This window comes from Trinickia terrae (genome assembly GCF_005144415.1).
GTDB lineage: Bacteria > Pseudomonadota > Gammaproteobacteria > Burkholderiales > Burkholderiaceae > Trinickia_A > Trinickia_A terrae.
The window spans coordinates 361,856-383,861 of sequence record NZ_SWJE01000001.1 but is presented as its reverse complement, the minus strand read 5'-3'; the positions used below and the strand labels follow the sequence as shown (position 1 = coordinate 383,861).

Genomic DNA, 22,006 nt, shown 5'->3' with positions numbered 1-22,006 from the left:
CGCGCAAAAGGGATCGGCCCCCATCCGAATCCGTCCGCGCCGCGACGGAGGCCAAGCACACCGTTCAATTGACGCCCGCTAAGCGCTGGTTGTGCGCTTAGCGGAAGCATCAAGAAAGCAATTCGCAAGACAAGCGCAACTCGACGTATGCTGCTGCGCGGTCGATTGCCGCACTTTTCAAGCATCAGTCAATTGACACCTATCAAAACACATGTTGGCAATTCATTGCACATCAGAGACTTAAATCTCAAATTTTGATGTGAATCATTGACGACTCGGCTTAAAGCGACAAAACGCAGTGCAGCAACCTTCGCTTCGCCGCTCTACCCTTGCGTCCATCTGCATGGCAAAGCGCAGTGCGCACCGGCAACGGCCGACGCGCGTGGTCAACTTCTGCTTTCAAGCTTATGGAACCCGCACTCAGCGCATTCGAACTGGCGCGCATTCAGTTCGCCTTCACCGTTTCATTCCACATCGTCTTTCCGGCGCTCAGCATCGGCCTCGCCAGCTTCATCGCGGTGCTCGAATGGCGCTGGCTCAAAACCGGCAAGGCTTACTACAAAGACCTGTGCTTGTTCTGGTCGAAGATCTTTGCCGTCGCTTTCGGCATGGGCGTCGTATCCGGCGTCGTCATGAGCTATGAGTTCGGCACCAACTGGGCCGGCTTCTCGAAGTTCGCAGGTCCGATCACCGGACCGCTCCTCGCGTACGAAGTGATGACCGCGTTCTTCCTCGAAGCGGGTTTCCTCGGCATCATGCTGTTCGGCTGGAAACGCGTCGGCCCGCGCGCGCATTTCGCGGCGACACTCATGGTCGCGATCGGCACGCTGATCTCGACGTTCTGGATTCTCGCATCGAATAGCTGGATGCAAACGCCGCAAGGCTTCACGATCGCCAACGGCCACGTGGTCCCGCTCGACTGGTTCAAGATCATCTTCAACCCGTCGTTCCCTTACCGTCTCACTCATATGGCGCTTGCCGCCTTCATCGTCGCCGCACTCGTCGTGGCTGCAACAGGTGCATGGCATTTGCTCAAAGGGCGGCGCGATCCGGCGATCAAGAAGATGTTTTCGATGGCGCTGTGGCTACTCCTGATTCTCACGCCGATCCAGGCATTCGTCGGTGATCAGCATGGCTTGAACACACGCCAGTATCAGCCCGCGAAGATCGCTGCAATCGAAGGCCTTTGGGAGACCGAGAAAGGCGGCACCGCTCTGAATCTGTTCGGCATCCCCGACATGGACGCGGAAACCACGCGCTACGCCGTGTCGATTCCACACCTCGGCAGCTTGATCCTCACGCATAGCTGGGACGGCGAGATTCGCGGCCTGAAGGAATTTCCCAAAGAGGATCGGCCTGACTCGACGGTAGTGTTCTGGAGTTTTCGCATCATGGCGGGGCTCGGCATGCTGATGATCCTCATGTCCGTGCTTTCCTGGTGGCTGCGCCGTCGAGGACGGCTGTTCGACGCCAAGTGGTTCCACCGCTTCGTGATCGCGATGGGGCCGACCGGATTCATTTCGCTGCTGGCGGGCTGGGTCACGACCGAAGTCGGCCGCCAGCCGTGGGTCGTGTATGGCGTGATGCGCACAGCGCAGGCCGTGTCGCCGCTTACCGCTCAGCAGGTCGGCATTTCGCTGATGGCGTTCGTGGTCGTCTACTTCCTCGTGTTCGGCACCGGCGTCTACTACCTGCTGAAGCTGATGAAGCACGGCCCGACGCTGCCACCCGCGGACCGGGAAACGGAGCGCGACACGCCGCTCGACGCGCCGAAACGTCCCAAGCGAGAACCGCTTCCTGCGCCCAAGCAGTTGATCGACGCATGAGCACGAGCGCTGCGACAAGCGTGAAGAACCTCACGAACCCCCTGCATTTCGAGGCTTAAAATGGATGTGACCATTGTCTGGGCTGCGATCATCGCGCTCGGCCTGTTCCTGTATGTCGTGCTCGACGGCTTCGACCTCGGCATCGGCGTCGTCTTCCCTTTCTTCCCCGACGAACGCGAACGAGACCTGATGATGAACACCGTCGCGCCCGTGTGGGACGGCAACGAGACATGGCTCGTGCTTGGCGGCGCATCGCTCTTTGCGGTGTTTCCCGTCGTCTATTCGACCGTGCTGTCGGCGCTCTATCTGCCGCTCGTTTTCATGCTGATCTGCTTGATCTTCCGCGGCGTGTCGTTCGAGATCCGCGCGAAGGCCAAGCGCACCAAGCACATGTGGGACCTTGCGTTTATCGGCGGGTCGACGGGTGCTGCGTTTTTTCAAGGTGTCGCGCTTGGCGCTTTCCTGCAAGGAATCCCGGTGGAAAACGGTCAATTCGCCGGCGATGCGTTCGGCTGGCTCACGCCGTTCAGCCTGCTGACGGGGCTCGGACTCGTCGCAACCTATGCGCTGCTCGGCGCCTGCTGGCTCGTAGCGAAGACCGAAGGCGATCTGCAACGGCGACTGCATCGCGTCGTATGGCCGCTTACGCTCGTGCTGCTCGCGTTCATTGCGATGGTCAGCGTCTGGACGCCGCTGCAAGACCCGGACGTGGCGGCGCGCTGGTTCGACTCGGGCCTGTTCTATCGTTTGCTGCCTGCTCCCTTCCTGGTCGCGGTTTGCGCGTTCCTTATGTATAGAGCGGTCAACGGGCGACATCACACGACGCCGTTTTTCGTCGCGCTTGCGTTGGTCTTTCTTGGTTATGCAGGCTTGCTTGTAACGCTTTGGCCGTATGCGATCCCGTCGAGCATTACCGTTTGGGAAGCGGCAGCGCCTCGCTCCAGCCAGACGTTTACGCTCGTCGGCGCGGCCGTGATCCTGCCGGTCATTCTGGCCTATACGACATTGGGTTATTGGGTCTTCCGCGGAAAGGTGCGCCATGGCGACGCGCATTATCACTAAGTCAGTCGCCGCGCTTCAGCGCGCGAGCTGGGTGATTCCAGGCTGGGTCTGGTTCGTCTTGCTGTGGGGCGTGGGCGTGAGCGGCGCGATGCTGGTCGGCGCGCTGTTCAAGGTGTTCATGAACGTCACGCTGTTTGCGGTTTCGAAGTGAGTCTCCGCGCCGGGTTGCGCCGGGGATGCCGTTGTCGGCATCCCCGGCGGCTCCCGTTCTCCCCTCTTCCCCGTCAACGCACGGTCCCTCACCGCATGGGTTAGACGAAAGGGGGAGGTGGATTTTGAAAGGCGATGCGCATTTTATTTTCTTTCTTTATGGCTGCCCCGGGTGGCCGGCTGAAAGCCGGCCGGCAGCGCGACCTACTCCGGCGACTGACTGGCCGTTACGGCAACACGCTCAATCGCACACCAGCAACAGGTTGTCTGAACACACATTCTCTTCAGGCAACCGCCCCCCGTTCAAGCGGCTACCGAGGTATCGCAGACATCTCAGCGCCGTGGCTCGAGCTCCAGCCGTCTATAGGCACTCGCTCTAAGCGTTTGACAGATCGCTTCGGCAGCAACCTCGCATGTTTCGGCTATCCGGGGTATGCAGGTATTGCGATGTTGTTCCAATTCTTGCATCAGTTCTACCCCACGTGCTTCCCGAGCGAGCTTAATCAGCTTCGAATTTTCTGCCACTACTTGTTCATCTGAAGGAGTGACGTCATCCAATTCGCATCTCACGGTGTCTTCACCGCGTATCAAGTCAAGGCTGCATAAAATTCCGTAAACATACGTGCTGTGATACCCGTGCACCACTGTATATTGTTTTTTCTGATTATCCGGTAGCGCGTTATATGTTTCGGCAACAAAATTCGGACCTGGGATGAACCAGTCTCGCGAAAACACATCAGACAATACGGAATTCGCCATCCGTAAGAAAATGGAATCGCGAGATTGAAGAAAACGTTGAACCATGACAATCTCGCCAAGCAAATCCCAGTCAGAATAGGCAAGACACCAGGAGATTGAGTGATCAACAAATCCACATAACTTCCATCGATCTATACTTGGCGAAAATGCCGAACGACCGAAATCGGTTAGATACATTGCCGCATGAGTTACCGCATATGCGTCTTCTCGCCGCATGAAAATGGGATGCATTGGTTTATTAATAATACTGCACGGAAGTAAATCCGAGAAATCTGGGATTGTATTGGAGTAGAGACTGTATAGCCATCTGACCTCCATCTGTCGAAAATTGGGTCGATCAATTGAATCAATATAAGGCGACGCAAATGCTGCCTGTACTGCGGCGTCGAAGGTGTCATCCCGCTCCCCTAGACACGTCAGTGCAATATGAGCCAGGGCAATGCCTCCGACGGCTTGCGGGCTCGAAGCCAGCAGGAAGAGATGCCGAGCGGTGCGGGCGTGTGGGGATAAAATCGCGCTCAGCTCACGAATATCTGTTTGAAAACCGTAGCTTTCAGGGATACGGCTTGCTATGAGGAGCAGCAACGCCGTTTCAGCAACCAGCTTATCTAGGATTTGATGTCTATCGAGCGCAGGATCATAACGGGATGACGATTCCGCAAATCTGTCCAGGTCCGTCAGCAAGGATCGCGCGAATCCAAGAACGTGTGCAAGATTATTTCGGGTGTCGCGCATTGGTGGGCTCGCTTGAAAAATTCGCCCGCAGCTTCGCGGGCGGAAATGGCTACGTGTGCCAAGTCTGGGACTTCCAAGTCGGGCTACTGGCCGTTTCCTTGCGCAGCGGCACCTTGATTGATCACAGCACTACCCGGGTTTTGGCCACAGACGATGACATAGTGATCACCACCCAATGCGTACCAGCCGGCCTGAACGCCTGGATTGGTGATATTGTCCGCAGAAATGGATAGCAAATCGTTCAGCGTGGTGCTGGTATTCAGGATGTTCTTGTTATTCATGTCAGTGACGAGGCGATGAATATCGCTGATGTTCGGCATGATGGATCTCCTTGAGCGGTTGAAAATCACGTCGGGGTTGACGTGACAATCGGTAAACGAGGAGCACCCGCTTTTTTATGAAGAATTGGGCAGTTTTTTTGTTGGAGTGATCCGCTTGTTCAATTGTCCCGTGACAACGAACGTATCGAGGCAGCTACTTAATTAGTCGCCCCTGCCCTGAACAATTCGTTTTGCGATGCGCTCGGTCTCATGCCATTGAGACCGCGCCGGCGGCAGCGGCCGCAACGGCGACGAGCGTCGGGTCCACGCCGAACACGTTCTTCATCCCGTCCATGATGAGCATGATGTTCACGACGTTGAAGCCGACGAACACGAACAGTGCCGCGAGCAGCGCGAGGATCACGCCGCGATAGCCGAACATGATGCCGAGCGCGCCGGCCAGCGGGGTCCAGCCGTTATGTTTCGTGGCGAACGGCCGCCCGCGGCCTCTCGCCACGGCGGGCAGCCCGCACTCAGCCGCGGCGCTTCACGCCCGGAAAAACGCACAGCATCTCATAAGCGAGGTTGGCGCCAAGGAGCGCCGTCGTGCCGAACGGGTCGTAAGGCGGCGCCACTTCCACGAGGTCCGCGCCGACCAGGTTCAGCCCCCAGCAGCCGCGCACGATTTCGAGCGCTTGCGGCACCGTCAGGCCCGCGATCTCCGGCGTGCCCGTGCCGGGCGCATAGGCGGGATCGATGCCGTCGATATCGAAGCTCAGATAGACCGGGCCGTCACCGACACGCGCGCGCACGTCCTCCATCAGCGGCTCGAGCGAACGGTTCCAGCATTCCTCCGCCTGCACCACGCGAAAGCCCTGCGCGCGGCACCAGTCGAAATCCTCGGCGGCGTAGCCGGTGCCGCGCAAGCCGATCTGCACGACACGCTCGCAATCGAGCAGCCCTTCTTCGACCGCGCGGCGAAACGGCGTACCATGCGCGATTTTTTCACCCATCATCGTGTCGTTGACGTCCGCGTGCGCGTCGACGTGGATCAGTCCGACCTTGCCGTGCTTCGCGTGGATCGCGCGCAAGATCGGCAGCGTGATCGTGTGATCGCCGCCAAGCGTGATCGGCGTCGCCCCATGCTTCAGGATCTCGCCATACGCGGCTTCGATGCGCGCAATCGAGTCGTGCAAGTTGTAGGGGTTGATCGCGACATCGCCGATATCGGCGACGCGCAGCGAATCGAACGGCGCGGCGCGCGTCGCCATGTTGTAGGGACGCAGCAGCACCGACTCGGTGCGCACCTGTCGCGGCCCGAAACGCGCGCCAGTGCGGTTCGACGTGCCCAGATCGAACGGCACGCCGACGAAGCATGCATCGAGCCCCTCGGCGCTCGACAGGTGCGGCAGGCGCATCATCGTCGCGATGCCCCCGCAGCGCGGCATTTCGTTGCCGCCAAGAGGTTGAAAATACTCGGCCACCATCGTTTCCTCCGAATTACATTCAATGAGCCGTATCATTCGTTCCGGCTATAGGGCTGAGTTTTAAGCGGCCACAAAGAAAACTTGAATGACAAATTTCGGATGCTTACATCTATATATATCGATGTAACCGCGCGCGATGGAGGGCCTTGTGCTCGGAACCTTGTCTGACCTCGATTTGCGATTGATCCGGGTGTTTCTTGCAGTCGTCGACGCGGGCGGCGTCTCGGTCGCGCAATCGACACTGAACGTCGGCCAGTCGACGATCAGCACGCAGCTCGCCACACTCGAGACGCGGCTCGGCTTCCGCCTCTGCGAGCGTGGTCGCAGCGGCTTCAAGCTGACCGAGAAAGGCGAGCGTTTTCATGTGCTCGCGAAGCGGCTGCTCGCGGCCGCCGACGAGTTCAGCGCCGAAGCCCGCAACATGGACAAGAAGCTCGTCGGGACGCTGAAGATCGGCCTGATCGGGCACACGCCGATCAGCCAGAACGCGCGCATCAGCGATGCAATCGCGCGCTTCCGGAAACGCGACGAGGCGGTGCGCTTTTCGATCTCGGTCAAATCGCCGGGCGATCTCGAAGCGCAACTGCTGAACGGCGAGATACAGCTTGCGGTCGGCTACTTCTGGCATCGCGTGCCGACGCTCGAATACACACCGCTATTCGTCGAGCGGCAAATCGCCTATTGCGGACGCGGACATCCGCTCTTCGCGCGCGCCGGGCGGCTCACGCCCGCGGAGGTTGCCGACAGGGAGTGGGCCTGGCGCAGCTACCCGCTTCCCGAGGCGCAGCTCTCGACGACGCCGAACCGCGTCACGGCCCAGGCCGACAACATGGAAGCGGTCTCGCTCCTGATCCTGTCGGGCCATCACCTCGGCTATTTGCCGGAGCACTTCGCGGCGCCTTACGTCGCACAGGGGCTGCTTGCCGCGCTCAATCCCGATGCGCTGCGCTACGACGTGACGTTTCATCTGGTCGCGCAGCATGCGAGCCGTCACAGTCCGATCGTCGCTGCGTTCGTGGAGGATTTGAAGAACGCACGCGCGTTGCCGGCTGCTTGAGCGCCCTACCGTTAAAAAGCAGTTACGCAGGTTCGTCTATCGTGTAAGCCGGAGAGCGGCCCGCTCGCTGCGCTGCAATACACCCCGCCTTGTGTTTCGCGGCGGGCTGGCCGTATAACAACAATCAGAGCCAGACTCGGAGATGGAATGGACCACCCCCACGCTCACTGTTGCTTGCTACCCCTCTCAAAGCGGGTGGCGTCATGAAATTCCTCGTCGCCGACGATCACGAGCTGATTCGCCAAGGCGTCAAAGGCCTGCTGCGCGGTCTCGACGCGGACGCCCAATTCGACGAAGCCGACAGCTGGGAGACGCTCGCCGCCGCAGCACGCCCCGACGCCAACCACGACCTTGCGATCGTCGACCTGCATATGCCCGGCATGGGCGGCGCCGCGTCGCTCGAAGCGCTGCTGAAGGCGAACCCGGCGCTGCCCGTGGTCGTGCTGTCCGCCGAGGAGTCGCCCGACGAGATGCGCGCGGTGCTCGCTGCCGGCGCGCTCGGCTTCGTGCCGAAACGGCAGCCGGCCAGCGTGATGCTCAAGGCGATCGAGCTCGTGCTGTCGGGCGGCGCGTATGTGCCGATAGAGGCGCTCAGCCTGCTCGGTTCTTCGCACGCTGCGGGCGCATCCCCCTCCACCGCTGCAGGGACGACGGAAAGCCCAGGCGCCCCGTCATCCTCATCCTCCCAGCCCGGCATTCAAGCGCTACAGCCGCATCAGCGTCATTTGATGGAAAACCTCTCGCCGCGCCAGCAGGACATCATGCGGCTCGTGCATCGGGGCTGGACCAACAAGATGATCGCGCGCGAGCTGGGCATGGCCGAGGGCACCGTGAAAGTCCATCTTTCCGTGATCTTCCGGGCGCTCGCGGTGCGCAACCGGGCGAGCGCGATCGCCGTCATCAACGGCTGGCTCGAGGCTGGGAAGACGCTTTGAACGGCGGCGCCGGCTGACGCAGCGCTTGCGGCGCGTCTGCCGCGGGCGCGGCAGGCGCGGAGTTCGCCGCATCGTCGGCGTCGCGCCATGCCGCCTGCAGCGTGCGCAGCAGCCTCGCGGGATTCACCGGCTTGTGCAGGATCGGCACGCCTTGCGCGGCGAGCGCCTTGAGCTCGGGCGAAGCCATGTCTCCCGTGATCAGCAGCAGCACCGCGCGCTGTGCGCCGTGGCGGGCGAGCTCGCCGCGCACCCGATCGAGCGCCGCCCCGCCCGCGCGGCCAGCGCCGAGCTGGTAGTCGCATAGCACCGCATCGGGAGCGAATCCATCGGCGATCGCGGCGCAGGCGGCGTTTTCGTCGGCGACGCTGCACACGACGCAGCCCCAATGGCCAAGCAGGCTGGCGACACCATCGCGGATCGCCGGCTCGTCGTCGATGCAAAGGATGCGCCGCCCCGCCACCGGCGCCACCGCGGCGCCCGCGGGCATCAACGCCCCCAGCCCGGCGACGATACGCTCCGGGTCCCCCGCGCGCACCGGAAAGCGAAACGTCGAGCCGCGTCCGGGCGCCGAGCGCATCTGCAGCTCGCCGCCGAGCAGGCGCACGAGCCGGCGCACCGTCGGCAGCCCGAGCCCGTGTCCGGGGCGCGCATCGCGCTCCGCGCTCGCGCCGCGATAGAACTCCTCGAAGACGCGCTCGTGCTCCTCGAGCGGAATGCCGATGCCCGAATCGCGCACCTCGATATAGCCGCCGTCGGCGCGCCCCGCCTGCCGCAGCCCGACCCAGATCGAGCCCTCGTCGGTATAGCGCACCGCGTTCGCCACCAGGTTGCCGAGCACGCGCTCGAGCAGCACCGGGTCGTCGTGCACCACCATGGAGGTCGGCGCGATCCGCAGCGCGAGGCCCTTGGCCGCCGCCTGCGGCCGGTACAGGCCGCCGACGCGTTCGAACAGCTCGGCGAGCCGGAAGTCGGCGCGCATCACCTGCGTCACGCCGCTTTCGATGCGCGACAGGTCCAGCACCTGGTTGAAGAGTTCATTGAGCGCATCGACGTTGCGCACGATGTTCTCCGCGGCCCGCGCCCGCTCGGCGCTCGGCGCCGCCGTATCCGCGAGCGATGCCGCGAGCAGCCCGATCGCATGGAGCGGCTGGCGCAGATCGTGGCTTGCGGCGGCGAAGAAACGCGTCTTCGCCAGCCCCGCTTCGATGGCCACATGCTTCTGCACCGCGAGCGATTCAGCCAGATGCTGCTGATCGACACGCGCCTGCACGACATTGCGAAAGAGCTTGCGATAGCTGATCGAGTACAGGTTGATCGCGGAGAAGAAGAACAGCAGCACGACCCCGACGACGATCCGCTCGAACGAATGCGAACTGAAATGCAGCACGACCGCGGGCAGCAGCAGCAAGGGAATGGCGACGGTGAAATTGAGCGTGTCGAAGCCGTTCGACATGAACACGCCGGCCGCGAGCATCAGGATCATCACCGTATGCAGGAGCGGCAGCTCCGCCTGCGTGCTGTGGAACGCGAACCAGATCGACAGCCCCGGCGCGCTGTAGAGCAACGCGCCGCGCAACGCGTGCAGGTTGATCCAGGCGCGCGGCGCCATCGCGGTTGGCCATTGCCGGTGCCAGAGCCAGAGCGCGAGGCCGAGGCAATTGGCCGTGCCGTAGAACACCAACCACGCGTTGAAAAAGCGCAGCGCGGACATCTCGGCCCAATAGATCGAGGTCAGCACCGCAATCGAAAACCAATGCGTAAAAAACGCAAGCGGGTCCTGCGCGTACAGGACCCGCACGAGGTCTTCATCGATGGCGCGCTGGATCGGATCGACCCGCATCGTGGGGTTTCCTTGTGACGTCACGGCGCTTTCGGCGGTTTACCCGGAGTTTACCCATCAGCTACCACTTAATCCATATAGGCGGCGGCGCGGCCGAAAACCATACTGGCGGCACTTCTCGCGCGGCCGAAGACCGACTCCCACTCTTCAGCGTTCTCTTAACGCTTGCACCAACGCCGCGTTCCCTCGAGCTCTTCCACAAGACGGAGGCATGCAATGGGCGCCCTGATCAGCCACGACTTCTCACACAGCGACAATACCCTCCTCCCCGACCTCTGGCGCCGCCGCAACCAGCTGTCGGGCGACGAGATGGTGTCGATGTGCGAGCTCGTGCGAAGCGCGCTGCGCGCCTACCACCCGCTCGAGCTGCACGCGCTCGCCGAGGACAAGGAAGAGCTCGTCGCGCAGTTCATCTACGCGAAGGTGCTCCGGCTCGAACCCGGCCACGCCGAATCGCACGCCTGCCCGGACAGCGCACCGTCGTCCCGCTACGCAATCTGCGCGTATTTCCGCCGCTACCTCATCGACTGCCTGCGCAGCGCGAGCCATCAGCGCAACGTGTCGATGGAAGTCGAGGGCATCGAGCAGGAAATCGATGCGCACGCGCATGCGCTCGAGGATCCCGTCGACGGCGTGCTGAAGCAGTACGGCCTCGACGAAGCCCGCGTGCGCGAAGCCGCGCGCCGCTTCATCGCCGGACTCGACGCGCCCGAGCAGGTCGTGCTCGCGGGCAGCCTGGGCTGGGGCTCGGAAACGAAGGGCGGACTCTCGCGCATCGCGGCACAGCATCGCGTGCCGTCATATCACTATCGCGCCGTGAAGCTCGGCGTCACGATGAAAAAGACGGCCCAGGCCGACGATTTTTCCAACACGAAGATCGGCCGCTGGCTCGTGGACGCGCTCGGCATCGACATCCACATCGAGAATCGCGAGGCCATCCTGGTCGCGTTGAATCTGCTTGCGGTCGAGGCAAGCCGTTGCCTCTGCAACGAGGCGGCCGCCTGATTTGCCGCAATGGCGTCATTCAGCGCCTAACATAGAGAAGCCGCGCACGTCCCCTCATTTTCCAAAGCGAGGTGATCGCATGAACCGCCTGTCGAGTCCCCTCGAGGATCTGAAGCCGCATTACGACGTGCTCGTCGTGGGCTCCGGCTACGGCGGCGCCATCGCCGCGAGCCGCATGGCGCGCGCGGGACGCCGGGTCTGCCTCCTCGAGCGCGGACGCGAATTCGCGGCGGGCGAGTATCCGTCGAAGGCCGAAAACGCCCTCGGCACCGTCCAGTTCAATCTCGAAGACGAGCGGCGCGGCTCGCCGCTCGCGCTGATCGAATTGCACGTCAATCAGGAAGTGAACGCCGTGGTCGGCTGCGGGCTGGGCGGCACGTCGCTGATCAACGCGAACGTCGCGCTGCATCCCGATGCGCGCCTGTGGAGCGACCCGCGCTGGCCCGCCGCGCTGCGCGCCGACCAGGCGGGCATCGAAGCCGGCTACGCCCGCGCGGTCGCCATGCTGCAGCCGCAGCCATGGCCCGCCGATTTTCCGCGCCTGCCCAAGCTCGATGCGCTGGAGCGCTCGGCGCAAGCGCTCGGCATGCGCGAGGCGTTCTACCGGCCGCCGATCACCGTGACGTTCAAGAACGGCCTCAACGCGGCGGGCGTGGAGCAAAGCGCCTGTATCGGCTGCGGCAATTGCAACTCCGGCTGCAACTACGGCGCGAAGAACTCGACGCAGATGAACTACCTGCCCGACGCCGCCGCGCACGGCGCGCAGATCTTCACGCAGGCGCAAGTCGATTCGGTCGCATGGGACGAGGCCGCGCAGCAATGGCGCGTCTATTACCAGTGGATCGACATCGGCCGCGAGATCTTCGACGGCGCCGAACTGTTCACGACGGCCGATCACGTGATCCTCTCGGCGGGCACGCTCGGCTCCACGGCGATCCTGCTGCGCTCGCGCGCGAAGCGCGGCCTCGCGCTATCGGACCAGCTCGGCAAGCACTTCACGGGCAACGGCGACGTGCTCGCGTTCGGGTTCAACACCGATCACGAGATCAACGGCGTGGGCTGGGAAACGTGCGAGGAAGCCAAGCGCGCGCCGGTCGGCCCGGTGATCACCGGCATCGTCGATCACCGCGATACACCCGAGGTCATGGACGGATTCGTCATCGAGGAAGGCGCGCTGGCGGCGCCGATCGGACCGGCGATGCTGAGCGTGCTCGGCATCGCGGATGCCGCCGGGGGCGTGCCCGAGCCGGAGCAGGATGCGGCCGGCGAACCTGCGGAGAACGGCGCGCTTGACGCCGACGCACGGATCGCGCTCTGCGCGGCGAACGGCGCCCACTACGGCGCGATGCGCAACACGCAAACGTATCTGGTGATGGCGCACGACGACGCCGCGGGACAGATCGTGCTGAAAAACGACCGCCCCCGCATCGCCTGGCCCGACGCGAGCAAACAGCCGATCTACCGCACCATCGGCGATACGCTCGAAACCGCGACGCAAGCGCTCGGCGGCAGCTTCGTCAACGATCCGCTCGACACGCCGCTCTTCAAGGACCGCCTCGTCACCGTGCATCCGCTGGGCGGCTGCGCGATGGCGGACGACGCCGCGCACGGCGTCGTCGACCACGCCGGCCGCGTCTTCAGCGGCGCCGGCGGCACGGACGTGCATCGCGGCCTCTACGTGATGGACGGCTCGGTGATGCCTGTCTCGCTCGGCGTGAATCCACTCTTGACGATCTCCGCGCTCGCCGAGCGCAACTGCGCGCAACTGGCCGCGGCCAACGGCTGGGCGATCGACTTCGCTCCGGGCGGCGCGCTCGCCGCCATCGCCGCGCGCGCTCAACCCGCCGAGCAAGTCGGCCTGCGCTTCACGGAAACCATGGTCGGCGACTACACGCCGTCCGGCCCGGAAGACGCCGCCCCGAGCCCGATGAGCTTCACGCTGACGGTGGACTCCAGCGACCTGCCCGCAATGCTGGCGAACCCCGAGCACGAAGCGCCGCTGGTCGGGACCTTGACGTGCGCAGCGCTGTCGAGCGAGCCGATGACGATCGCCGACGGACGCTTCAACCTGTTCGTCACCGATCCGGACCATGTCGATCGGCGCTACATGGTCTACCGGATGACGCTCGTATCGGCCGAAGGCAAGCGCTACGATTTCGCCGGCCGCAAGATCATCACGTTCAGCTCGCCGCTCGAGCTATGGAAGCAAACGAACACGCTCTACGCCGAAGTGCGCGAAGCGGATGGCGGCGATGCACGCTTGCTTGGCACCGCGACGCTCATCATCACCGCGGGCAATTCGCTGAAGCAGCAAACGACGCTCGACGTCACGAACGCACCGACGCTCGAAATGCGTCTGGCGTGGACCCTGCGCTTCGGCAAATTCTTCGCCGACGTGCTGTTCACCGAATACGGCGGCATCGCGGCGCCGCTGCAATTCGCGGACCCCGACGCAGCGCCGCGCGAGCGCCGCAAGCTGAACGCGCCCGCGCCTTGCGCGCACTACTTCCGCACGCCCGACGGCAAGACGCTGCGCCTTACGCGCTACCGCGCGGGCAACAAGGGGCCGCTGCTGCTGATTCACGGATCGGGCGTCTCGAGCCGCATCTTCTCGACGGACCTGATCGCGACCAATCTCGTCGAGCACCTGTGCGCCGACGGCTACGACGTCTGGCTCGTGGACCTGCGCGTGAGCATCGAGCTGCCGAGCGCCGCCGAGCAAACGACCGCCGACGCCATCGCGCAATACGACATCCCCGCCGCCGTCGCGAAGGTCTGCGAGCTGACGGGCGCGGACTCGATCCATGTGATCGCCCATTGCCTGGGCGCGGTCACGCTGACGATGGCGCTCCTGAACGGCCTGCCGCGCGTGCGCTCGGCGGTGATGTCGCAAGTGTCGGCGCACTTGATCACCGCGCCGATGCAGCAAGTGAGGGCCGGGCTGCATCTGCCGGAGATGCTCGACCATCTCGGCGTGCGCGATTTGACGACGGTGGCGGAGCATGAACACTGGCCCGCGAATCTTCTCGACACAGCGCTGCGTCTCTATCCGTTCGGGGAAGGCGAACACTGCCGCAGCGCAGCCTGTCACCGGGCGACCTTCATGTATGGCCAGATCTACGAGCACGAGAAGCTCACCGGCGTGCTGCACGAAAATCTGCAGGAGCTGTTCGGCGTGCACGACATGCGCCTCTTCGAGCACCTGGCCGCGATGGTGCGGGAGAAGCACATCGTCCGGGCAAACGGCGCGGATACTTACCTACGCGACCTATCGGGCCTGAACCTGCCGATCACGTTCATCCACGGCGCGCTCAATCATTGCTATCTGCCCGAAAGCACGCAGACGACCTGCGATCTGCTCACGCGCACCTACCCCGCCCAGCGCTACGAGCGCGTGCTCATCGATGGTTATGGGCATATCGATTGCATCTTCGGCCGCGATGCCGCCGCGGACGTCTATCCGTCGATCACGCGGCATCTGGCCGTTCAGGCCGGCTAGCGGCAAACAGCCTTAAGCAAAAACTTAAACGACGAGACGCGCCCGCAAGGCGTCGACAGTCGATTGCGCGAGACCGAGCCCTTGCGTCAGGTAGCTCGTCATCGTCCCGTAGCTCCCCTCCACTTGATCGAATCCCGCTTGCAGGTGGCTCGCTTGCGCGTTGAAGAGCGGCGCGGCGCTCGCAGCCGTATCGTCGCCGCCTTGCTGGCGGATCGCGTCGACGCGGGCCGCAATCGAAGCCTGCGAGTAGGTGTTGGTGAGCAGGTAGTCGGCCACGATCACGTCGAGCGGCACGTTGGCGATGCTGAGCAAGAGCGCTGCCGCCCAGCCAGTGCGGTCCTTGCCCGCCGTCCCGTGAAAGAGCTGCGCGCCGCTCGACGAGCTCGCCAGTTGCGTCAGCAGCGCGCCGTAGGCGGCCCGCTCGGATTCCGAGGTCACGAAGCCGCGGTTCCTCGTCTGCATGATCGCCACCGCTTCGACGGCGCTTGCGGGCGCGGGCATCAGGTAGTCGCTCGTGCCGTCGATATTGATCGTCGCATAGGCCGTCCCGGCCGGCAGGGCGTCCGCGGCGCGAGCGATTTCTCCCGGCGTGCGCAAGTCGTACACGCCCGCGATTCCCAACGTGCCTAGCGTCGCCTTGTCCGCGTCCGAAAGCGTCAGCGCGCTCGAGCGATAGAACACGCCGCGCTTCACGCGCCGGCCGTCGGCGGTCGGGTAGCCGTCCGCGCCGCCGACATCGCGGAAGTTGTCGGCCGAAGCCAGCCGAACCACCACCGTTTCTCCATCGGAATCGCCGTCGAGGCCACCGCCGCCGCAAGCTGCGAGCAGCGGGCTCACGAATGCCGGCAACAGCAGCGAGCCTGCCGCGCGCTTCAGGAACTCGCGGCGGCGCGTACTGGCGGCAGTGCCGGTCGCACCGGCGCCGGCGTCGCATACGAACGGCACGCGAGCGCGTGCGTACGTCGGGCGCGTGCGGTCAGTCGCGGTGGAATCCATGCGGGCTATCTACTCGGTGTAACTGGGTCGGGACTTGAAAGGAAGCGCTGCCGGCGTGGTTCGGCATTGCCCAAATGCAACTGTAACGGCAATTCGTGTTGCGAGTAGGGGTTAGTAGGAATAGGAAAGAATAAAAAAGATTGACCATCCCTATCCTCGGTAAAACTCATCCAACAGCCGCTTTATTCTTTCAAATTATTTTCAATTAGCAATCTTTAAACCTACAAAACTTGCGCCACGTTACTAAATTCAACCCGTTTTCGGTCAGTTTTTCCTGTTACAGAAATGTGAAAAACTTACCGAAATACGCCCTTATCTTTTTCACGACATTTTTTTGGGAATGGATTGATTTCGCCTGGGGGCCTGCATACAATGCGTCTCACGGGGTTGTTACAAGTTGTAACACCCTGTATCAAAGATACACAAAGGAAGCGCAAACGTTAGCGCTCAAATGCAGAAACAAATACACGGTATAAATTACCGGACAAATAACATCGGGGCTTCGGGAAGACCTAGAAATGGACCGTAGCAGCGAGACGCTGGATTCTATCCGCGAAATTAATCTGTCGTACATCATGCTCGCCCAGCGCATGCTGCGCGAGGATAAGCCGGTCGGAATGTTCCGCCTGGGCCTATCGTCGGAATTGGCCGATTTGCTTGCCAGTCTGTCGCTCGCGCAGATCGTCAAGCTGGCCTCTTCCGATCAGCTTCTCTGTTTCTTCCGCTTCAACGACCACTCGATGCTGTCGGCGCTCACGCAATCCGCGAAGAATGCGGAAGTCGCCCCGACGCACGCCGCCATTCTGCTTGCCGGTCAACGAGCCGAGCAGTTCGCGTAAGCAAGGAGCGAGTCGTGACGCTGAAAAAGAGTCTCTCTGAAGACGCTCAAGAAGTCTTCCGCGCCATCGCGCTGATCGAGCTCGGCGCGCGCATGCAGGTGCTCGAAAGCGAACTGACGCTGTCGCGCGACCGCATGATCCGCCTGTATCGCGAGGTCAAGGGCGTGTCGCCGCCGAAGGGCATGCTGCCGTTCTCGGCCGATTGGTACATGACGTGGCTCGCGAACATTCACGCATCGCTCTTCTATAACACCTACCTGTTCCTCAGGAGCGAAGCGCGCTGCTCGCATCTCGACGCGCTCACCAAGGGCTATCGCCTCTATCTCGAGCACTGCAAGCACAGCGGCGCCGAGCCGGTGCTCGACCTGACGCGCGCCTGGACGCTCGTGCGCTTCTTCGACGCCGGCATGCTCCAGCTCACGAGCTGCTGCCGCTGCAGCGGCAAGTTCGTTGCGCACAAGCACGATTTGCAGCACAACGTCGTGTGCGGCGCGTGCCAGCCGCCGTCGCGCGCGGGCAAGACGAAGAAGGCAGCGGCCGTCAAGGAAGCCGCCGAAATCATCGAGATTCCGGCTGTTGCGGCTGTGGCGGCCGTCGCTGCTGCCAAGACGAGCGACGATGCGACCGTCGTGCCGCTGCCGGTGGTTGCACAAATCCCGCCTGAACCGCCGATGGTGGCCTGCGCGGCGTAAGTCGCCATCGCACGGTCGCTGCAAAAAGCAAAAGCGCCTGAGCCGTATGGCTCAGGCGCTTTTGCTTGCTACCTGGACTCGCTTACTGCTTCGCCTCTTTCGGCGCCTGCGTATCTGTTGCGCCCACCTGCACCGTCCCCGCGTCACCCCATCCGCCACCGAGCGCCCGAATCAGATTAACCGTCGCCACCGCCTGCGCGCCATTGAGCTGGCTCGCTTGACGCTGCGTGACCAGCACCGTCCGCTCGCTGTCGAGCACGTTGAGATAGTTGACCTCGCCTTCCCGGTACTGTGTATCCGACAGATGCGACGCTCTTTCCGACGCCTCGACCGCGTCGTTCTGCTGGCGAATCTGATCGTCGAGCAAACGCAGATCGGAGAGGTTGTCCTCGACCTCGCGGAATGCAATCAGCACTTGCTGGCGATACTGCGCGACGTTCTCGTCGTACTGCCCTTTCGCCTGCTCGACGCCTGCCTTGCGCCGGCCGCCGTCGAACAGCGGCAGGGTCAGCGCGGCGCCGGCAGCCGGCCCGAGCAGGAACGCGCGGCTCGACCACTTGAACAGATCGCCCAGGCTCGCCGACTCGAAGCCGAACGCACCCGTAACATCGAGCTGCGGGAAATACGCGGACTTCGCGAGACCGATGCGAGCGTTCGCAGCCTGCATCGCGCGCTCCGCCGCCGCGACATCGGGGCGGCGCTCGAGCAGCGCGGACGGCAGCCCGGGCGGCACGCGCACGGTCGCCGGATCGAGCGGCATTTCCGCCAGCGAGAACTCGGCCGGCGCCTTGCCGAGCAGAATCGCCAAACTATGCTCGGACGCCGCCCGCTGCCGCGCGACGCCGACCGCATCCGCACGCGCGCTCGCGAGCTCGTTCTTCGCCTGCGCCACGTCGAGCTCGCTGATATCGCCTTCCTTGAAGCGCTGCTCGACGAGCTTCAGTCCGTCTTCGCGCAGCGCAACGGTGCGGCGATACAGCTCCTGCTCCGTATCCAGCTCGCGCAGCGAGAAGTAATTCGCCGCGACATCCGCCTGCAGCGAGAGCTGCACCGAGCGGAACAGCGCCTCGCTTTGTTGCGTATCGGCGCGCGCCGCGGCGACATTCGAGCTCACGCGGCCGAACAGATCGGCTTCATACGAGACCGTGGTCTGCGCGCGCCAGAGCGTCGTCTGAGGACCCTGCGCATTCTCCGGCAGGAACTGCGAGGCCGGCGAAAAGTGCTCGCGCGTCGGGCCGAAGCCCGCGCCGATCTGCGGGAACAACGCCGAGCGCGCCGCGTTCTGCACCGCGCGCGACTGCTGCACGCGCGCCGCCGCCGCCTTCAGGTCCTGGTTCGCGGCCAGCGCCTGCTCTTCGAGCTCGTTGAGCTTGGCGTCGCCGAAAACCGTCCACCACTGCCCGCGGTGCGCGGCATCGGCGGGCTCGGCCAGTTTCCACGTTCCCGTGTTTTCCGCGGTGGCCGCCGGCGCTTCCTTGAACGCAGCCGGCGTATCGACCTCGGGCCGCTGATACTTCGGCCCGACTGCGCAAGCCGCGAGCAGCGTCGCCATCAGTCCGCTCAGCAACGCGCCGCGCGCCATGCGCCCCATCCACGTTGGGCCCGCAACAGAAGTTATTCGTTTCATGTTTGTCCTCAATCCGTAGCCGCCATGCCGATGCGCGGCGAATCCTTTTGCGCGACGTGGATCTTGCCGCCCGCCAGCGTGCGCAGCACCACGTAGAACACCGGCGTCAGCATCAGGCCGAACAGCGTCACGCCGAGCATCCCGAAGAACACGGCCACGCCCATCGCATGCCGCATCTCCGAGCCCGCGCCCGACGACAGCACGAGCGGCACCACGCCCATGATGAAAGCGATCGACGTCATCAGGATCGGGCGCAGCCGCAGGCGGCTCGCTTCGATCGCCGCGGAGAGCGGCGTATGCCCGTCGTGCTCGAGCTCGCGAGCGAACTCGACGATCAGGATCGCGTTCTTCGACGCCAGCCCCACCAGCACCATCAGGCCAATCTGCGTGAAGATGTTGTTGTCGCCCTGCGTGAGCCAGACGCCCCCGAGTGCGGCCAGCACGCTCATCGGCACGATCAGGATCACCGCGAGCGGCAGCGTCAGGCTTTCGTACAGCGCCGCGAGCACGAGGAACACGAGCAGCACGCTGATCGGGAACACCCAGATCGCCGAGTTGCCTGCGAGCACCTGCTGATACGTGAGGTCGGTCCACTCGAACTTCACGCCGCGCGGCAGCGTCTCATGCGCGATCCGCTCGATCGCCGCCTGCGCCTGTCCCGACGAGTAGCCCGGCGCCGGGCCGCCGTTCACGTCGGCCGCCGTGTAGCCGTTGTAGCGCACCACCATCTCGGGGCCGAACGTCGGCGACACCTTCACGAGCGACGAGAGCGGCACCATGTCGCCCGACGCGTTGCGCGTCTTCAGGTTCATGATGTCGTCGGCGTGCGCGCGGAACGGCGCGTCCGCCTGCACGCGAACCTGGTACACACGGCCGAAGCGGTTGAAGTCGTTCACGTAGAGCGAGCCGAGGTAGATCTGCATCGTGTCGAACACATCCGTCACCGATACGCCGAGCTGCTTGGCCTTCACGCGGTCGAGATCGACGTTCAATTGCGGCACGTTGATCTGATAGCTCGTGAAGAGCGGCCCGAGTTCCGGCGCCGATTGCGCGCGCTTGATGAACGCCTGCGTGGCGTCGTCGAGCTGCGCGTAGCCGAGCGCGCCACGGTCCTCGATCTGCAGCTTGAAGCCGCCGAGCGTGCCGAGGCCGAGCACCGGCGGTGGCGGGAACACGGCAATGAACGCGTCCTTCATGCCCGCATACTGCTGGTTCAGCGCGCCGGCGATCGCGCCCGCCGACAAGGCCTTCGACTTGCGCTCGTCGAACGGCTTGAGCGTGACGAACACGATGCCCGCGCTCGAGCTGTTCGTGAAGCCGTTCACCGACAGGCCCGGGAACGCCACCGCGCTTTCGACGCCGGGCTGCTTGAGCGCCACGTCGCCCATGTCGCGGATCACCTTCTCGGTGCGATCGAGCGAAGCGCCGTTCGGAAGCTGCGCGAAGGCGATCAGATACTCCTTGTCCTGCGCCGGCACGAAGCCACCGGGCACGACGCGCGTGACGAGCACGGTTGCGCCAAGCAGCACGGCGTAGACGGCGAGCATGGCGGCCTTGCGGTTCAGCACACTGCGCACACCCTTGCCGTAGGAAGCCGAGCCGCGATGGAAGACCTTGTTGAAGCCCTTGAAGAAGCCGCCGAACACGCGGTTCATCGCACGCGTAAGCCAATCCTCCGGCTCATCGTGGCCGCGCAGCAGCAGCGCGGAGAGCGCGGGCGAAAGCGTCAGCGAGTTGAACGCCGAGATCACGGTGGAAATCGCGATGGTCATCGCGAACTGCTTGTAGAACTGGCCCGTCAGGCCGCTCATGAACGCGAGCGGAACGAACACGGCCACGAGCGTCAGCGCGATTGCGATGATCGGCCCGCTCACCTCGCGCATCGCCTTGTAGGTCGCGTCGCGCGCACTCAAACCCTCCGCGATGTTGCGCTCGACGTTCTCCACCACCACGATCGCATCGTCCACGACGATCCCGATCGCGAGCACCATCCCGAACAGCGATAGCGCGTTGATCGAGAACCCGAAGGCGAGCAGCAGCGAGAACGTCCCGACGATCGACACCGGCACCGCGACGAGCGGAATGATCGACGCACGCCACGTCTGCAGGAACACGATCACCACGATCACGACGAGCGCGATCGCTTCGAGCAGCGTATGGACGACCGCGTGGATGCTCGAACGCACGAACTGAGTCGGGTCATAGACGATCTTGTAGTCGACGCCCGCCGGGAAATCCTGCTTCAAGTCCTTCATCGCCGCGCGGACCTGGTCGGAGATCTGCAGCGAGTTCGCGCCCGGCTGCTGGTTGATCGCGAGCGCCACCGCCGGCTTGTTGTCGAGCAGCGAGCGCAGGCCGTATTCCGATGCAGCCAGCTCCACGCGGGCGACGTCGCTCAAGTGCACGACGCCGCCGTCGGGCGAGGTCTTCAGGACGATGTCGCGGAACTGCTCCTCCGTCTGCAGACGGCCGCGCGCATTCACCGACAGTTGCAGCGGCACGTCCGGACCCGACGGCGAGCCGCCGATCACGCCCGCCGCCACCTGCACGTTCTGCTCGCGGACGGCGTTGACGACATCGGTGGCCGTCATGTTGTGCTCGGCCACCTTCTGCGGATCGAGCCAGACGCGCATCGCGTAGTCGCCCGAGCCCCACAGCTGCACTTCGCCGACGCCCTGGATCCGCTCGAGACGATCCTTCACGTTGATCAGCGCGTAGTTGCGCAGATAGGTCATGTCGTAGCGGTTGTCGGGCGAGATCAGGTGCACGACCATCGTCAGCGTCGGCGAGCTCTTGATCGTCGTGACGCCGAGACGCTGCACGTCGTCCGGCAGACGCGGCAACGCCTGCGAGACGCGGTTCTGCACGAGCTGCTGGGCCTTGTCCGGATCGGTGCCGAGCTTGAAGGTGACCGTCAGCGTGAGATTGCCGTCGCTATTGGCCTGCGACTGCATGTACAGCATGTTCTCGACGCCGTTGATCTGCTCTTCGAGCGGCGAGGCCACCGTTTCGGCGATCACCTTCGGGTTCGCGCCCGGATACTGCGCGTGCACGACGACCGAAGGCGGCACGACCTCGGGGTATTCGGAGATCGGCAGCTGGAACAGCGCGATCACGCCGGCCAGCAGGATCAGGACCGACAGCACCCCTGCAAAGATCGGTCGATCGATAAAGAATTTGGATATGTTCATGAGTGACTCTCGAAATTTGAGCGCTCGCTGGCGGCGTGCATCAGGC

Annotated in this window: 17 protein-coding genes; 9 read left to right on the top strand and 8 right to left on the bottom strand. The window is 63.7% G+C overall.

All coding sequences use genetic code 11. From position 1 onward, the window contains the following. Window positions 1–407 precede the first annotated feature (407 nt). Genes FAZ69_RS01725 through FAZ69_RS33140 form a run of 3 tightly spaced genes read left to right on the top strand, consistent with a single transcriptional unit; the run spans window position 408 to window position 3,039 of the window. Complete coding sequence (locus FAZ69_RS01725; RefSeq protein WP_136892204.1) at window positions 408–1,826, top strand: cytochrome ubiquinol oxidase subunit I; 1,419 nt, start codon at window positions 408–410, stop codon at window positions 1,824–1,826. A 60-nt stretch (window positions 1,827–1,886) separates the two neighbouring features. Next, window positions 1,887–2,888, top strand: coding sequence for a cytochrome d ubiquinol oxidase subunit II (cydB, locus tag FAZ69_RS01720; protein ID WP_136892203.1), 1,002 nt, complete (start codon window positions 1,887–1,889; stop codon window positions 2,886–2,888). Next, complete coding sequence (locus FAZ69_RS33140; RefSeq protein WP_169708510.1) at window positions 2,866–3,039, top strand: hypothetical protein; 174 nt, start codon at window positions 2,866–2,868, stop codon at window positions 3,037–3,039. Before cydB ends, FAZ69_RS33140 begins: the two co-directional genes overlap by 23 nt. Window positions 3,040–3,371: 332 nt before the next feature. Here the strand turns inward: FAZ69_RS33140 and FAZ69_RS01715 are convergent, their stop codons facing one another. The 4 genes from FAZ69_RS01715 to speB form a co-directional block, all read right to left on the bottom strand. Continuing rightward, window positions 3,372–4,532, bottom strand: coding sequence for a DUF6895 family protein (locus FAZ69_RS01715; protein WP_136892202.1), 1,161 nt, complete (start codon window positions 4,530–4,532; stop codon window positions 3,372–3,374). 83 nt (window positions 4,533–4,615) lie between these two features. Further along, the gene (locus FAZ69_RS01710) at window positions 4,616–4,852 is read right to left on the bottom strand and encodes a hypothetical protein (RefSeq protein WP_136892201.1); all 237 of its coding nucleotides are present in this window, start codon (window positions 4,850–4,852) and stop codon (window positions 4,616–4,618) included. A gap of 208 nt (window positions 4,853–5,060) precedes the next feature. Further along, the gene (locus tag FAZ69_RS34385; protein WP_136892200.1) at window positions 5,061–5,309 is read right to left on the bottom strand and encodes a hypothetical protein; all 249 of its coding nucleotides are present in this window, start codon (window positions 5,307–5,309) and stop codon (window positions 5,061–5,063) included. A 16-nt stretch (window positions 5,310–5,325) separates the two neighbouring features. Further along, on the bottom strand, window positions 5,326–6,279 hold the full coding sequence (gene speB, locus FAZ69_RS01700) for an agmatinase (RefSeq protein ID WP_169708523.1): 954 nt from the start codon (window positions 6,277–6,279) through the stop codon (window positions 5,326–5,328). A gap of 148 nt (window positions 6,280–6,427) precedes the next feature. On the opposite strand from speB, the gene FAZ69_RS01695 reads away from it, so the two are divergent. Together FAZ69_RS01695 and FAZ69_RS01690 are read left to right on the top strand one after the other, a co-directional pair. After that, window positions 6,428–7,336: a LysR family transcriptional regulator gene (locus FAZ69_RS01695; protein WP_136892198.1), complete on the top strand. Its 909-nt coding sequence runs from the start codon at window positions 6,428–6,430 to the stop codon at window positions 7,334–7,336. A gap of 203 nt (window positions 7,337–7,539) precedes the next feature. Next, window positions 7,540–8,271: a response regulator transcription factor gene (locus FAZ69_RS01690; protein ID WP_136892197.1), complete on the top strand. Its 732-nt coding sequence runs from the start codon at window positions 7,540–7,542 to the stop codon at window positions 8,269–8,271. Here FAZ69_RS01690 and FAZ69_RS01685 read toward each other — a convergent pair. Further along, window positions 8,237–10,111, bottom strand: coding sequence for an ATP-binding response regulator (locus FAZ69_RS01685; protein WP_136892196.1), 1,875 nt, complete (start codon window positions 10,109–10,111; stop codon window positions 8,237–8,239). The two genes, FAZ69_RS01690 and FAZ69_RS01685, sit on opposite strands and share 35 nt — an antisense overlap. A 216-nt stretch (window positions 10,112–10,327) precedes the next feature. Between FAZ69_RS01685 and FAZ69_RS01680 the strand changes: the two genes are divergently transcribed. Both FAZ69_RS01680 and FAZ69_RS01675 read left to right on the top strand, forming a co-directional pair. After that, a complete protein-coding gene (locus FAZ69_RS01680; protein WP_136892195.1) occupies window positions 10,328–11,116 on the top strand; it encodes a hypothetical protein in 789 nt (262 codons plus the stop codon). A 79-nt stretch (window positions 11,117–11,195) separates the two neighbouring features. Then, window positions 11,196–14,615: an alpha/beta fold hydrolase gene (locus FAZ69_RS01675; RefSeq protein ID WP_136892194.1), complete on the top strand. Its 3,420-nt coding sequence runs from the start codon at window positions 11,196–11,198 to the stop codon at window positions 14,613–14,615. Between the two features lie 24 nt (window positions 14,616–14,639). Here FAZ69_RS01675 and FAZ69_RS01670 read toward each other — a convergent pair whose 3' ends face one another. Next, entirely contained in the window at window positions 14,640–15,611 is a 972-nt protein-coding gene (locus tag FAZ69_RS01670; RefSeq protein WP_136892193.1) for a tyrosine-protein phosphatase, read from the bottom strand. A 518-nt stretch (window positions 15,612–16,129) separates the two neighbouring features. Between FAZ69_RS01670 and flhD the strand changes: the two genes are divergently transcribed. Both flhD and flhC read left to right on the top strand, forming a co-directional pair. Beyond that, window positions 16,130–16,450, top strand: coding sequence for a flagellar transcriptional regulator FlhD (gene flhD, locus FAZ69_RS01665; RefSeq protein WP_136892192.1), 321 nt, complete (start codon window positions 16,130–16,132; stop codon window positions 16,448–16,450). 14 nt (window positions 16,451–16,464) lie between these two features. Continuing rightward, entirely contained in the window at window positions 16,465–17,142 is a 678-nt protein-coding gene (gene flhC, locus FAZ69_RS01660) for a flagellar transcriptional regulator FlhC (RefSeq protein ID WP_439654733.1), read from the top strand. 82 nt (window positions 17,143–17,224) lie between these two features. On the opposite strand, the gene FAZ69_RS01655 is transcribed toward flhC, so the two are convergent. Both FAZ69_RS01655 and FAZ69_RS01650 read right to left on the bottom strand, forming a co-directional pair. Continuing rightward, on the bottom strand, window positions 17,225–18,769 hold the full coding sequence (locus tag FAZ69_RS01655; protein ID WP_136892191.1) for an efflux transporter outer membrane subunit: 1,545 nt from the start codon (window positions 18,767–18,769) through the stop codon (window positions 17,225–17,227). 8 nt (window positions 18,770–18,777) lie between these two features. Next, entirely contained in the window at window positions 18,778–21,960 is a 3,183-nt protein-coding gene (locus FAZ69_RS01650; RefSeq protein WP_136892190.1) for an efflux RND transporter permease subunit, read from the bottom strand. Window positions 21,961–22,006 lie beyond the last annotated feature (46 nt).

Bases quoted from the DNA above. Each gene is read 5' to 3' on its own strand.
- FAZ69_RS01710 (WP_136892201.1), bottom strand. From the start codon at position 4,852: ATGCCGAACATCAGCGATATTCATCGCCTCGTCACTGACATGAATAAC.
- FAZ69_RS33140 (WP_169708510.1), top strand. From the start codon at position 2,866: ATGGCGACGCGCATTATCACTAAGTCAGTCGCCGCGCTTCAGCGCGCG.
- FAZ69_RS01685 (WP_136892196.1), bottom strand. From the start codon at position 10,111: ATGCGGGTCGATCCGATCCAGCGCGCCATCGATGAAGACCTCGTGCGG.
- FAZ69_RS01670 (WP_136892193.1), bottom strand. From the start codon at position 15,611: ATGGATTCCACCGCGACTGACCGCACGCGCCCGACGTACGCACGCGCT.
- FAZ69_RS01675 (WP_136892194.1), top strand. From the start codon at position 11,196: ATGAACCGCCTGTCGAGTCCCCTCGAGGATCTGAAGCCGCATTACGAC.
- cydB (WP_136892203.1), top strand. From the start codon at position 1,887: ATGGATGTGACCATTGTCTGGGCTGCGATCATCGCGCTCGGCCTGTTC.
- FAZ69_RS01715 (WP_136892202.1), bottom strand. From the start codon at position 4,532: ATGCGCGACACCCGAAATAATCTTGCACACGTTCTTGGATTCGCGCGA.
- FAZ69_RS01655 (WP_136892191.1), bottom strand. From the start codon at position 18,769: ATGAAACGAATAACTTCTGTTGCGGGCCCAACGTGGATGGGGCGCATG.
- FAZ69_RS01690 (WP_136892197.1), top strand. From the start codon at position 7,540: ATGAAATTCCTCGTCGCCGACGATCACGAGCTGATTCGCCAAGGCGTC.
- FAZ69_RS01650 (WP_136892190.1), bottom strand. From the start codon at position 21,960: ATGAACATATCCAAATTCTTTATCGATCGACCGATCTTTGCAGGGGTG.
- FAZ69_RS01725 (WP_136892204.1), top strand. From the start codon at position 408: ATGGAACCCGCACTCAGCGCATTCGAACTGGCGCGCATTCAGTTCGCC.
- FAZ69_RS01680 (WP_136892195.1), top strand. From the start codon at position 10,328: ATGGGCGCCCTGATCAGCCACGACTTCTCACACAGCGACAATACCCTC.
- speB (WP_169708523.1), bottom strand. From the start codon at position 6,279: ATGGTGGCCGAGTATTTTCAACCTCTTGGCGGCAACGAAATGCCGCGC.
- flhD (WP_136892192.1), top strand. From the start codon at position 16,130: ATGGACCGTAGCAGCGAGACGCTGGATTCTATCCGCGAAATTAATCTG.